Here is a 14,088-nt window from a genome sequence, read left to right on the forward strand (position 1 = left end):
CTAAATGCTAATTAGCGAAGGAGATCAACATGGCTTCTATTTTCATGAGAATTGATGGCACTACACCTAAAGGTGCAGCAACTGTAGAAAAGATCGGTGGTAAAGATGGCTTCTTTGCTATTGACACCGTGACTTGGAATGCTGTTCGTGGCGTGGGTATTGATGTGGGTAACGCAAACAACGCTGACCAAGGTATGGTTGCGCTTGGCGAAATCAACGTAACTCGTGGTTGTGACGGTGCAACTCCGCATCTAACAACTTTCCTTTACGCACCAGGCGGTGAAGGTAAAACAGTTGAAATCGTAATGACTAAGCCAAACCGTGAAGGTTCTGGTGCAGATCCATACCTAATCGTAACTCTAAAAGCAGCTCGTATGTCTAGCTACAACATGGCTGGTTCTGACGGTACTCTGCCAAACGAATCTTTCTCTCTAACCTACACTGAAATTTCGAAAGCTTACTACATCGAAGGTGAAGGCGGTAAGATCGAGAAAGGTCCTGAAGTTGGCTTCGATGCAACAACTGCGAAAGTTACTTCGACTGCTGCTTAATTAGTTAAGGAGAACCATTGTGGCACTTAATTCCCAACACAAACGTGTAAGTAAAAACCGCGTAAGTATTACTTACGATGTGGAAACTAATGGCGCTGTAGAAACCAAAGAACTCCCATTTGTGGTTGGGGTAATTGGTGACTACTCTGGTCATAAACAAGACAAGGAAGACGTTGAAGATCGTACGTTCTACAACGTTGACAAAGACAACTTTGACACCGTGATGAAACGCGTTGGCCCAGAGTTGTCTTTGAAAGTCGACAATGTACTTGCAGACGATGATAGCCAGTTTGAAGCTGCTTTGAAGTTCAACTCAATGAAAGACTTTGAACCTGAAGCTATCGTCGAGCAAGTAGAACCTCTTAAAAAGCTTGTTGAAACCCGTAACCAGCTAAAAGTACTACTTTCAAAAGCAGATCGCTCTCGCGATCTCGAGAAGCTGCTGAAAGAAGTGCTCCAAAGTGCAGATACTATCAATGCATTATCGGAAGAGCTTGGTGTCAATAAGGAAGGAGGCGAAGAATGAGTACAGAAGCTGAAAATCAAACGCAAACTGAAGCAGCAGAAGGTTCGCTGAGTTTTCTAGACAGAGCGATTGAGGCCACCACTCAAACGCCTGCTGATACAACAAAAGAGCTGTTCTCAGTTCTAGCTGAACAAGCACTTTCCGGTACAGTAACGTGGGATAAAAACGTTACTAAAACCATCGAAAATGCAATTTCAGAAATTGACAAAAAACTGTCAAAGCAGCTTTCTGAAGTCATGCAACAAAAAGACCTTCAGAAACTTGAAGGCTCATGGCGCGGCTTGCAGAAGTTGGTGAAAGAAAGTGAATTAGGTCGTGATCTTAAAATCAAAATGGTTGATTTCTCTCAAGAAGAGCTTTTAGACCAATTTGAAGATGCACCGGCCATTGACCGTAGCCCACTATTCAACGCAGTTTACCAAGGCGAATTTGGTACTGCAGGTGGTGAGCCTTACGGTACATTCATTGGCGACTACGAATTCAGTGCAAAAGACGAAGACGTTGCCCTACTTCGCTATATGGGTGAAGTTGCTGCAGCGTGTCACGCACCATTTGTTGCCGCAGCGAACGCTCAAATGTTCGAATTCAACGACTTCACCACTTTTGATGAAGGCAAACCTGTTGCCGCTGGTTTTGATTCGCCGGCATACGCAGCTTGGAATGCATTCCGTGAAAGTGATGACGCGCGTTATGTAACTCTAACTCTACCAAGAACGCTTGCACGCCTACCATATGGTGCTAAGGGTCTTGGAACTGAGCTATTCGATTATGAAGAGCTTGGTACGGATATGGATGGTAATCCAAATCCAGAAAATAACGACCAACTTGTCTGGTCAAACGCAGCTTACGATCTTGGTCTTAAAATGACTCAAGCTTACACTGCGTCAGGCTGGTGTACTTCTATTCGTGGTCTGGACAACGGCGGTAAAGTTGAAAACCTCCCTAACCTGACTTACAAAACGGAAGCTGGCGATCTCGTTCAACAGTGTCCAACAGAAGTTAACCTAACGGATGAGCGTGAAAAAGAGCTAAGTGATTTAGGTTTCTTGCCTCTTGTTCACTACAAGAACTCAAACTACGGTGTATTCATTGGTGGTCAAACGACCCAAAAACCAAAGACATACACAGACCCAGACGCAACAGCTAATGCTGCTATCTCTGCGCGTCTTCCATACATCATGGCGAGTAGCCGTATTGCTCATTACCTGAAAGTAATGGGACGTGACAAACTAGGTTCAAACCTTGAAGCTCCGGATATTCAACGTGAACTTCAACTTTGGATTGATCAATACACCAACGCTGGTGCGATTGGCAACGAGCAACGTGCTAAAACGCCACTTTGCGAGTCTAGAATTGAAGTAGTCGAGCAGCCAGGTCGACCTGGTTCTTACTCGGCGGTTGCACACCTACGACCGTGGCTACAACTGGAAGAGCTAACAACCTCTGTACGTATGGTTGCTAAAATTCCAGGTTAATCAAATTTAAGGCCGGAGCAATCCGGCCTTCCTTTCTTCTCGTTTACAATCTAAGGACAATATGAAATTGAATTTCGACGCAGATTGGCAGCAGAAGTTTGCCGCTTTAGACAGCAAAAAAAGCGACTTTCTAAGAGACGCGCTCTTTTTACTGTCTGAAGTTAACTCAGATGCGTTATCAAACAAACCATCGCTAGTTAACTTCGTATCTCGCCTTGTTGCGAGGTTAGATGACATCCTATCGAAACAACTAGATCAAATTATTCACGACAAAGCATTCGAACAGCTGCATAGCAGTTGGTTGGGGCTACAAGGCCTTGCCACCCTTCCAGTAAACAAGCAACGAACCAAACTCAAGCTTCTCGATATGGATTGGGAAGAAGTCTCAGCAGACGTTAATCAAGCATACAATATCAAAGCATCAAACTTGTTCAACAAGATTGGCAACCAAGAACTCAATACCCTTGGCGGTCACCCATTTGGATGTATTGTTTACACTCACCCAATAGCTATTGATATGGATTTTGATGCCGACTACGACGACCTGTTTACAGTTGAAATGTTAAGCAAATTGGGCGAGTCCACATTGTGCCCGATGATATTTTCTCCCGATAAAAGTTTCTTTGTTGACCCGGGAGCAGATTGGCTGTCTGATATAAATCGGATAGAAAAAATCATCACAGGTCCAGATTATCAAGCATGGCAATCGTTACGTGGCAAACCCAGTGCTCGATTTATCGGCTTTGTTATGCCTTCTGTTCGTATGCGTCATTGTTATAAGAACACCAAAGCAGGGTTCATCTACAACGAAGTCGGTACTGGCCTATGGGGTAACGCGGGTTTTGCATTTGCGGCAACGATTATGCGTGAATACCACCGCGTAAACTGGTTTGGTTTTCTTAAATCTCGCTGGAATGATAAATCCCAAGGCGCGATCGTCAATATTGACCAACATAGCAGCCTGTTTTTGAGAGAGCCACAAACAAACGTAGTGCTATTTGGCCAAATATCCACGTTTTACGCACAAAATGGGTTCGTACCACTTACCAAGAGCCCACTCAGTGACAAGTATTTTTTTAACGGTAACAATTCCATCTGGCAAAGTGGAACATCCGATAACGAAAAGATCCTGACACAAATTCAAACCAGTTTAATGTCTTGTCGTATCGCTCATTATTTGAAAGTTCAGGTTCGCGAGATGCTGGGTAGCTTCAACACAGCGGCCGAGTGTGAACTCTTTTTAACTCAGTGGGTAGAGAAGTTCGCTAGTAACGTAACATATGCGAATGAAGAAACGCTCGCTAAGTACCCTCTAAGCTTTGCCAAAATTAGTGTTTCAGAGTCTGAGAATCAGCCTGGTAGCTTTGTATGCACACTGAGAATTGTCCCTCAGTATCAATACGATCACTTCACTGGTGAAGTCGTTCTCACCACAGAACTGGATGAGGCTGCGTAATGGGATTCTGGAAAACGTTTATAGATCCTCGAAGCTCGATGCAGAGCGAAGAGATTGATGATATTAAATATCATCTCACCAAACTCTTAGAATCGGAGTCTTCTCTCGTTGATATCGACGACCGATTTACAGAACTTCAGCGCTCTAACCTTCGCTTTGGCATTGAAGATGTGCAACTGCTCAGTGCCAGCTTAGACCAAACTCAATTGGCTCTTAGGCTAGAAAGCTATATTCGAAACTTCGAGCCTCGTTTAACACAAGTCATGGTTGAATTACTTGAGCGAAAAGACAACGAAAATGCTTTGGTATTCAACATTATCGCGAAAGCGAAGACCTCGAAAGGAGAGCAAGAGCTGATTTTCGATTCAAAGATCTCTCTAAATGATTTAACAACAGTAATGACGGAGGATAGTTATGACTGATCCTTTAATGCGTTACTTCGAGCAAGAGCTTACTTTCGTAAGACGCGCACTAGGTCAATTTGGCCAACAGCACTCAGAACATGCAGAGCGATTAAATATTCATCAGGGTCAGATTGAAGACCCAAGCCTCGCTCGATTACTGGATGGCGTTGCCCTCCTCAATGCGACGGTAGAAAAACAGTTATCGGAACAATTACCAGAAGTAGTCGAAGGCCTATTAGGTGTGCTCTACCCGAGCTATATTCAAACTATTCCGAGTGTCGCATACCTACAGTTGGCGCAAGAAGAAGATGTGCCGGAGTCAGTTTTAATACCTAAAGGCTCACACTTTACTTCTGAAGCTAAGGGCCGATTGTGTCAGTTTACGACTGTAGACGATCTCAAAACTGCACCTTTTACATTGACCGATACAACAGCCTCCAGCGCACCGTTTAAATTCAATCGTCCCGCTGGTACCGAGCAGTCTACTGCAGTGATACAGCTGTCGTTTACCACAGGGGATCCAGATACTCATTTTTCTCAGCTCGGTCACCAAGACCTAGATCTATTTGTTCAGGGTTTCGAGAATAATGCCGATTCTCTAGTGGAGCTCTTGTTGGGACAAACCAAAGCGATTTCGATATCGGATGCCGGTTGCGAAAAACACGTTGTCTTGCTAGCTGAAAAACTTAAAAGTCGGATAAGTGACCTGAATTTCCTGTTCCTTCCTCAAAAAGGAAACCAATTTTCGGGCTTTCAACTTATTAGCGAATTTTTCTTCTTCAAAGAAAAGCGCCAGTTTTTCCGTCTAAAAGATTTCGGACAAGCAATAAAGCAGTTTGATTGCTCCGAAATCAAACTGAACCTATTTATGAATTCAATTCCTACAGAATTCATGCGCTTATTCGATAATCAAGTGTTTAAGCTGGATATAATCCCAGCGGTTAACTTGTTTGAACAAACAGGTGAACCAACAAATTATGACCAACGCTCTCTGACTATTCCTATCAATGCAGATGCTCACAGTGAAAGTGACATTGAAGTTGTCGAAGTAAAAGAAGTCTTTGAGATCACCCCTCAAGGTGAAAAACCTCTGGTTCCACTATTCAGGGATAGCTATAAATCCAATCCAAATGCCGATTATTGGCAGAGTTCAAGGGATATTAATGGCCAATTCCAACTCGCCATCAGCCTAAAACCAAACCATGAATTAGAGTTCAACAAACTCTATGGGACACACTTGCTTTGTACCAATGGAAAACAAGCATGTGGTATTAATGGAGAGATGGAGTGTCTTGAAAGCATTGACCTTCCTGGCGTATTTCGTGCTATTTACCCACCTACGGCTCCGATTGAACGAGAACAGAACCTCAATCTTCACTGGCAGTTTGTTGGCTTATTGAATGGTAACTTTTCTTCACTGTTACATGCTGATAACCCGACAGAGAAGCTAAAGCAAATGCTGCAGCTATGTAGTCGAGAGCAAGTATCCGCGGAAGAAATACAAACGATTCACAATGTATCCATCAAATCTCAGGTGTCTGCCATTCGAATTATGGGTAAAAACGTCTTTTCTCCAGGTACAGAGATTGAACTCACACTCGATACTCAAGGGGGCTTTCTGGTCTTTAGCGATGTTCTTAATCGTTTCTTCCAACAGTTTTGCAGTTTTGATCGCTATATCCAGCTGTCTATTAAGATATACGGGCGAGATGGCATCGCAAAACGCTACCCTAAAATCCATGGGAGCCAGCTAGCAATGTAGTTGCTGGCAGGAAAGCGATTATGTCATTCATTAACGACCTAACTCAGCACCCGCAGCAATATGACTTCGCTCAAGCGATGAGATTGTTGACGCATTGGATTAATCAGACTCCGAACCGGGTTAAGCTTGTGCTGAAAGCAGAAGCGATGCCAACAGGTGATGCCAGCGAAATTCAATACTTCTCTCTGAAGAATAATCGACTTAAGTTGAGATTGGCAAAACAAGCTTTATCAGGTGTAAAAGGGGTTATACCTAACTACATATACGAAGAGCTGTTAGCTGCTTTGCACAACGATGACCATGCTTTAAAAGACTTTCTTGATGTCTTCAATCAACGATATTTCGAAATTGTCAGCCAACTGGAAACGGGCTCCTGGCTTGTCGTACAAAATGAGCTCTACCCTGCAAAGACCGCGTTGTTGAACCATATCGCGACATTAAAAAAGAATCATGGCAAGTATTTCCAGTATTCGATGCTGTTGAGTCAGGGGCAGCGTAGTTTAAGTACATTGAGCCAAATGCTAAATGACTACTTCCCTTTCGCTATTCAAGTTTCCACCAAAACACATGAAAGACGCCAATTGCCTTCTGACTCTCTAACTCGCCTGGGGCAAAAAGAGCATTTTAATAGCCGAGTGGGTCAAGGCTTTTTAATCGGCAAAACATGTCTGACACATTTTAGTCACCTAATTGTCTCCATCACTCCAAAAACAGAAAACGAGTTGATAGCGATTCAATCAGACCCATTGTTGGCGAGCAATATGAAAGAGCTCATCCAACATTACTTGAAGGACAACACCCCGACTTCCGTTTATCTAAATGTGAAACGGGAGTACCTAAATCGACCACGACTATCAAGCAATAAATATAACGCGGCGAAATTGGGCGAAGTTGATTGCCTTGCGCCGGAAAGGAAACCTCAACAAATCGTAAGTATTCTTCTGAAGTAATCTGGCTTCAGGACCAAACAAAGAGTTAGGTATTAAAGACGTATTGATGCCTCTTGAGATACAAGGAAAACGGTATGACGCAAGTTACACTAACAAATTTAGTCGCTAAGCTGTCACCAGAGCTGAAACAAGCACTTGAAGTTTCAGCTGGTGCCGCAATGAATCAAAATGTGCCTTCTATAGAGACAGAACACTGGTTGCTTCAGCTTCTTTCTCAGCAAGACAAGCATCTAAATAGCCTGATTCAATCACAGAATTTATCCCAAGATAACTTGGTTAACGAGTTATCTTCAAAAATCGCTCGTTTTCCTAAAGGTAATGAAGGCCAGCCAACATTAAGCCAAGCGCTTACCGAAATCGTCAAAGATGCTTGGATGATTGCCTCTGTCAACTATGGCCATGGCGAAGTGATCAGTCTCCACCTGATTCAAGCTATGTTGCAACAAAACGTGCTGGGTATGAATACGCTTCAGCTAGAAAGCTTGCAAAGTGTTTCACTGGAATCTCTTCAAGGGCTAATCAATAAAACAGCCGTTGCCAGAGCAAAAACTGGAGCTGCTGCAGCAGATGGTACTGGCGGTGCCCCTGTCGGCAATGACGCATTAAGTAAATACACAACGAATCTGACACAGCAAGCATTGGACGGCAATATTGATCCTATCTCTGGTCGAAATTCAGAAGTGCGTAAAGCCATCGATATTCTGTGTAGAAAACGCCAAAACAACCCGATCATGGTCGGTGAGCCTGGTGTAGGTAAAACAGCCGTTGTCGAGGGTCTAGCATTACGTATCGCGGCCAACGAAGTTCCTGGTGCCCTGCAAGGTGTACAGATCCATTCACTTGATCTTGGCTTACTTCAAGCAGGTGCAAGCGTCAAAGGTGAGTTTGAAAATCGTCTAAAAGACGTTATCAATGAAGTGAAAAACAGCGAAAAGCCTATTATTGTCTTCATTGATGAAGCCCATACCTTGATTGGCGCGGGCGGTGCAGCAGGTCAAAATGATGCAGCTAACCTTCTTAAGCCAGCTTTAGCACGCGGAGAGTTTAAAACCATCGCAGCGACTACTTGGGCTGAATACAAAAAATACTTCGAAAAAGATCCTGCTCTTACACGACGCTTCCAAGTTGTATCAATAGAAGAGCCAAACGCTGAAGATGCCAAGCAAATGTTGCGTGGTATCGCAGCATCGCTACAAAAACACCATGGTGCCTTCATTGCAGAATCAGCGATTGATGCCGCTGTTCATTTATCTATTCGTTACCTTCCAAGTCGCCAACTACCTGATAAAGCGATCAGCTTGCTTGATACTGCCAGTGCTCGTATTGCATTAACACAAGGCGCTAAGCCAGAAGTGATTGAGGCGCTTGAGCAAACCATTCGCTATCAACAAAACGAAAAATCGGCACTGGAAAAAGAGAACGCTCTGTTTGGTATTGCAGAAGATGAAATTGCGGAACTAACCACAGAAATTGCAGAAAACGAGAAGAAGCTGACAGACTATCAAGCTCGTTGGAAGCAAGAAGTTGATTTGGTTGACGAGATCAAAACACTCCAACAAGAAATCAGCGATGAGCAAGCTGAAGAATCGGTAGATAAAGCCAAGCAAGACAAACTCAATGAGCTTATCGACCAACTTGGTGAATTGCAGGGTGAAGAGCCTCTAGTTAATGCAATGGTTGATGACAACACCATTGCTCAGGTCATTGCTAACTGGACTGGTATTCCTGTCGGCAACATGATGAGCGACGAAATTGCCCGCCTTCTTTCATTAGAAGAAGAATTGGATAAACGTGTCATTGGTCAAAATGTTGCAAAGCAAGAGCTTGCCAAAGCGATTCGTATTTCGCGTGCAGGCTTAACTGACAGCCGTAAGCCGATTGGCGTGTTCCTAATGTGTGGTCCAAGTGGTGTTGGTAAAACTGAAACTGCGATGGCCCTTGCAGAGCAGCTGTACGGAGGTAGCAATGATCTGACGGTGATCAACATGACTGAGTTCAAAGAGGAGCATAAAATTTCTATGTTACTTGGCTCTCCTGCTGGTTACGTTGGTTTCGGCGAAGGTGGCGTATTAACAGAAGCAATCCGTCGCAACCCATACTCAGTGCTACTTTTGGATGAGATGGAAAAAGCGCATCCAGGTGTTCACGACTTGTTCTATCAGATTTTCGATAAGGGCCACATTAAAGATAGTGAAGGTAGAACGGTAGATTTCAAAAACACCATCATCATTATGACTTCAAATGCGGCGGATCAAGCCATCTGTGATGTCTGTGCAGACAACAGCGAACGCTTAAGCAATGAAGAGTTACTTGAAGCCATTCGTCCTGATCTCCAGCATTACTTTAAGCCAGCGTTTTTGGGTCGTACAACCATCGTACCTTACTACCCACTAAATGATGAGGAGTTAGCTAAAATCACAGAGATATCTCTCAACCGCATTAAGAAAAAACTGGCTGAGCAGTATCAAGCGTCGTTTACATGGGATGAAGGTTTTGTTGACTACGTGGTGGGCAAAAACACTGACCCGACTACAGGGGGTCGTGCTGTTGAGCAGATCATCAACCGTTCATTAATGCCAAAATTGGCAGAGGAATGTATCAGTAGATTGAGCTTGCAACAGCCAATCACCCAAGTATCTGTTACAGCCGCAAACAGTGAGGAAGGATTCGAGCTTACTATTCAGTAAGTTCGGATAAAACAGCAGGATGGATACCGCATATATGGATAAAACTAAGCGATTTATATCTTTGCGAGCCAAGCTTATCTTGGCTATCGTAGCTGTCCTGCTGTTCTCAAATGGCCTGAACACAACGCTTAACTATCTCAACTTCGACAAGCGCCTGACACAAACGAGCGATTCAACATATCAGGTCGTTTTGGATGAGACCGACAACGACATTCGCCAAGCGATGAGCTTGGGTTTACCTTTGTCATCAATTTCCAATATTCAATCACTCATTGAGAGACGCTCTGAGTTGGTTGATGGCATCAGCAAAATTCAAGTTGTAAACAGCGCAGATGAAGTCCTGTTTACGACTGGGGTAGCTAAGTTTGACACCGATCGGCTGCTCACCACCGATATCGTCAATACTTTTGATGTAAAAGAGGGTGAGCTGAGGCTCTATTACTCCCCACTCTATCTAGACCAAATTAAACAAGACCTACTGTCGCAGCAAATAATGGACACCTTCCTATGGGTGATGATCGCTGCAGTCATTGGTTATTTGGCATTAAACTCTCTGATCGACTTTCTGCTTAAGAAAGTCAAATCCGCGACAAATGCAATCGATACTCAAGGGCTACCTGACAATCAACTTCTGGCCGCTGCAAAAACACACATTATTGCAGACCGAAGTGGATCAAAGTGGGATAAGATTCGAGCGCGATATTTCCCGCTTTTGATCATTCTATTAGCGATCGTTCTGACCGTAACATCAAATTTAGGTAGCTCTTATCAGTCGTTAAGCAAATTCTCTGTCGTTTATGAAAATCAACTTGAGCAAAAGTCGAATCTGATTGGCGATACTCTTTCGCACATGATTGGCCGCTTAATTGACGAAGGAGTACCGCTAGATCGTCTCGCTGGCTTAGAAGAAGAGTTTTCAGCTTACATTGAACATCATCCCGAATTATTGTCGATACGCCTCGAACGAGATACCGCTGCTATATATCAACATCCCAAGTTTTTTCCGGATTATGTTGAAGCTAGTGAACTTTCTATCCCAATCGACGATACAGGTATTATCAAGCTACAGATGATGGCGGATACCAATATCATTCCGCAGATGATCAAAGACAGCATTATGGACATGATAACTGTCTTAGTCGCCTCTGGATTGTTTGTTATTGAGATAATTTTGTTTATTTGCAACTTCATGATCATCAAACCATGGAAGCAAATAAAGCAACTGATCGCCATTGGCGACCACAAACAAATGCCCTATTTAGTCAATGTTCAATCCAATGACGAGTTCGGTACATTAATTGAAAAACTCAATAAGTTGGTGAAAGGCTCATTTGCCAATAAGGATTTGCCAACTCGAAATATTCAGGATTATCGCTTTGTTCGACTCCCTCTATTTATCCTGATCTTTTCAGAAGCAGCATCCCTTGCCTTTTTCCCTAATTTTGTGGCTAGCCTACCAAGCACCCACAACTTAATTCCGGCAGACCTTGTCACCAGTTTGCCAATTTCTCTATTCATGCTGTGCTGGGCAATTTCTCTACCGTTTGCTGGCTACTGGTCAGATAAAGTCGGACGTAGAAAATCGCTGATAGCTGGGGGGCTACTAACTTCTGTAGGCTTGGTTGCAACCGCGTTAAGCCCTAATTTAGAACTCCTACTCATTGCCCGAGCCGTTACCGCTGTTGGTTATGGTATCGTGTTTATCTCAGCTCAGGGTTATGTCACAGACACTACGAACTCTCATAACAGAACCAAAGGTATGTCGACATTCTTGTCTGCATTTTTCTCTGGTTCCTTATGTGGTGCAGCAATCGGAGGTGTTTTAGCAGATAAGCTGGGCTATTCTGTAACATTCTTGCTAGCCGCCGCATTTGCCATTGTGGGGGTCATGCTCGTTATTAGTTTCTTTGACCGAGGTGAAGCCAACAGTGAAAGTAAGCCAGTAAGACTTTCCGACTTTAAGGTTCTACTGAGCAACAAATATTTCGCGCTCATCACTTTCTTCAGTGCCGTTCCTGCAAAAATCGTACTAACGGGCTTTCTGTACTACATCTGCCCCGTTTATTTGCAATCTCTTGGCGAAAGCAGTGCCGTTTCCGGCAGAGTAATGATGACCTATGGCCTAGCAATCATTGTCATTTCGCCGCTTGCAGCCATATTAGTTGATAAATGGAACAACAAGATCGCCTTTATATTTATCGGCGGTATCTTGTCTGCAGGTGCATTGATTAATATCATGATGCTTCCTGGCACATTTGGGTTGCTATTAATAGTAATACTTGTTGGTATTGCACATGGTATTTGCGTTTCACCTCAGGTCCCTCTTATTATCGACCTCTTGTCAGACTCTGGCTTAGATAAAGGGAAAACTATAGGCATATTCAGACTGACTGAGAGAATTGGTAATATCGCTGGCCCTTTGGTCGCAGGTCTTGCTCTCAGTGTTTTAGGGTTCCAAGACACCATTATGTTATTCGGTGTGGCTCTTCTTATTAGTTCAATCGTGTTACTAAGCTTCTATAGCTTATTTACCCGTCGTGATAAAAATCAAATGGAGGTGGTTAAATGAGAGTTCTACTTTTATGTCTCCTGACTATCCTGCCGTTCGTGTCTTCGGCTGAAACATCAGAAACAGAGAAACACGTTGTCATGGTATTGTGGCGAGGTGTGACTGATGCAGAACGCGGATTTATGGATTACTTATCCAACAAAATGCAGGTGCGTTATACCGTACTTGATGCAAAGCGTGATAAAGAAGCCCTAAAACAACACTTAGCGAGTGTCGAAGAAAGAAATCCCGACTTGATCTACACATTTGGCACAACCATCACTTTGAACCTACTCGGTACAGAACACAATCCAAGTCGCTTTAGAGAAAACAGTGATACACCCGTTGTGTTTAGTATTGTTACTGACCCTGTCGGTTCTAAAATCGTAGACTCTCTTGATGAAAAGGGTCGCAACTTCACAGGCGTAAGCCACATTGTTCCACACAATGTTCAGTTTAACGCTATTAGTCAATTGAGCGGAATAAAGACAATTGGGATCATTTTCAATCCACTAGAAAACAATGCGGTTGTAACAGCTCGCAGTATACAAACACTTTCGGCCAAGTATCAAAAGGATGTTTATCTTTATCCACTAAGAACATTGAATGACAAACCAGACTCTAGCTCTGTTGGAAAGGTTGTTGACCTAATGATTGAAGATGGTGTTCAGTTAGCTTATCTTCCACCGGATTCCTATATCATCAGTCAAGGGAAAGACATTGTTGATAACTTGCACCAACAAGGCATCGCAACGTTTTCAGCAACTGAGTCGCCTATACGCAAACATGATGCTCTATTTGGTATCGTGAGCCGCTACTACAACGTGGGTCAATTTGCTGGTCATAAAGCAGAGCAAATATTAAGTGGTAAGTATCAGCCGAGTGACGTTCCAATCGAACCTTTAACCCAATATTCATATATAGTCAACGTCGGCGCTGCAAGAACACTAGACTATTATCCACCTGTTTCTATTTTAAAAATTTCCGAGCTTATTGGAGGAAATGAATGGTCAGAATGATGCCGTATTTTACTTTCTGCCTAACTATTTTGATTGGCTTATTCACCGTAGCCAACGCATCAGCACAATCAACATTTGGGCCTGCTCGTCTGCATTTGACGACTCAAGACTGGCCGCCCTATCAAGACTATAAGCATGGGCAGATGCAAGGTCTTGCTTTAGACAAAGTAAAATGCGCACTTAGCCATATGGGTCAACCTTACCAAATAACCATGACGGTCTGGTCAGATGCTCAGCTCAGAGTTCAAAGTGGTACTCAACACGGCTTCTTTGTAGCCACACAAACGGCAGAGCGAGACGAATACGCAACGCTGTCAGAACCTATCGCTCAGCAAGAGCTTCGTTGGTACTTTGGTCCGGGTGTAGAGCCTAAGATGGACGAGCTAACCAAAGTTAACCTCAAATTTTCTGCAAAATTTGGGTCCAACAAGTGGTTTTGGCTAAAGCGCAACGGATTCAACGTAGTCAAACAGCCGCGAGATGCTAAAGTATTACTAAAGCTTTTAAAACAAAGGGAAATTGACGTAGCACTGGAAGATGAAAAAGTGTTCAGCGGAGAGTTAAAAGAGGCATCTTTACCACATGACTTTTTCCAGTCTCAGTTAATGGACACCAAACCGATGGGCGTCTATTTCTCAAAACGTTTCCTTAAGAAGTACTCTGGTTTTTTATCTGCATTCAATGCAGCGATTTTAAAGTGTGAGGGATAA

The 14,088-nt window shown here is 43.4% G+C and carries 11 protein-coding genes; all 11 read left to right on the top strand.

What is annotated here, in order from left to right; genetic code table 11:
* The first annotated feature begins 29 nt into the window (after positions 1-29).
* The 11 genes from QMA41_RS02595 to QMA41_RS02645 all read left to right on the top strand — a co-directional run bounded on the left by QMA41_RS02595 (position 30) and on the right by QMA41_RS02645 (position 14,088).
* Positions 30-551 (top strand): type VI secretion system tube protein Hcp, encoded by a 522-nt coding sequence (locus tag QMA41_RS02595; RefSeq protein WP_006962090.1) that lies wholly within the window; start codon positions 30-32, stop codon positions 549-551.
* A gap of 19 nt (positions 552-570) precedes the next feature.
* Positions 571-1,077 carry a type VI secretion system contractile sheath small subunit gene (tssB, locus tag QMA41_RS02600; RefSeq protein WP_006962089.1) on the top strand — a complete coding sequence of 169 codons (507 nt, stop codon included), beginning with the start codon at positions 571-573 and terminating at the stop codon, positions 1,075-1,077.
* On the top strand, positions 1,074-2,552 hold the full coding sequence (gene tssC, locus QMA41_RS02605; RefSeq protein WP_006962088.1) for a type VI secretion system contractile sheath large subunit: 1,479 nt from the start codon (positions 1,074-1,076) through the stop codon (positions 2,550-2,552). The genes tssB and tssC overlap by 4 nt, the downstream gene beginning before the upstream one ends.
* 61 nt (positions 2,553-2,613) lie before the next feature.
* A complete protein-coding gene (locus tag QMA41_RS02610; protein WP_095572825.1) occupies positions 2,614-4,008 on the top strand; it encodes a type VI secretion system contractile sheath large subunit in 1,395 nt (464 codons plus the stop codon).
* On the top strand, positions 4,008-4,430 hold the full coding sequence (gene tssE, locus QMA41_RS02615) for a type VI secretion system baseplate subunit TssE (protein ID WP_038158808.1): 423 nt from the start codon (positions 4,008-4,010) through the stop codon (positions 4,428-4,430). Before QMA41_RS02610 ends, tssE begins: the two co-directional genes overlap by 1 nt.
* Positions 4,423-6,174: a type VI secretion system baseplate subunit TssF gene (tssF, locus tag QMA41_RS02620; RefSeq protein WP_281628766.1), complete on the top strand. Its 1,752-nt coding sequence runs from the start codon at positions 4,423-4,425 to the stop codon at positions 6,172-6,174. The genes tssE and tssF overlap by 8 nt, the downstream gene beginning before the upstream one ends.
* A gap of 20 nt (positions 6,175-6,194) precedes the next feature.
* A complete protein-coding gene (locus tag QMA41_RS02625) occupies positions 6,195-7,124 on the top strand; it encodes a type VI secretion system baseplate subunit TssG (protein WP_006962084.1) in 930 nt (309 codons plus the stop codon).
* 74 nt (positions 7,125-7,198) lie between these two features.
* A complete protein-coding gene (gene tssH / locus QMA41_RS02630) occupies positions 7,199-9,811 on the top strand; it encodes a type VI secretion system ATPase TssH (RefSeq protein WP_095572826.1) in 2,613 nt (870 codons plus the stop codon).
* Between the two features lie 34 nt (positions 9,812-9,845).
* Positions 9,846-12,380, top strand: a complete 2,535-nt coding sequence (locus QMA41_RS02635; protein ID WP_281628767.1) for an MFS transporter — start codon at positions 9,846-9,848, stop codon at positions 12,378-12,380.
* Positions 12,377-13,378: an ABC transporter substrate-binding protein gene (locus QMA41_RS02640; protein WP_281628768.1), complete on the top strand. Its 1,002-nt coding sequence runs from the start codon at positions 12,377-12,379 to the stop codon at positions 13,376-13,378. Before QMA41_RS02635 ends, QMA41_RS02640 begins: the two co-directional genes overlap by 4 nt.
* A complete protein-coding gene (locus QMA41_RS02645) occupies positions 13,375-14,088 on the top strand; it encodes a transporter substrate-binding domain-containing protein (protein WP_038158866.1) in 714 nt (237 codons plus the stop codon). Before QMA41_RS02640 ends, QMA41_RS02645 begins: the two co-directional genes overlap by 4 nt.

This window comes from Vibrio sp. St2, from assembly GCF_947311885.1.
GTDB classification, from domain to species: Bacteria; Pseudomonadota; Gammaproteobacteria; order Enterobacterales; family Vibrionaceae; genus Vibrio; species Vibrio coralliilyticus.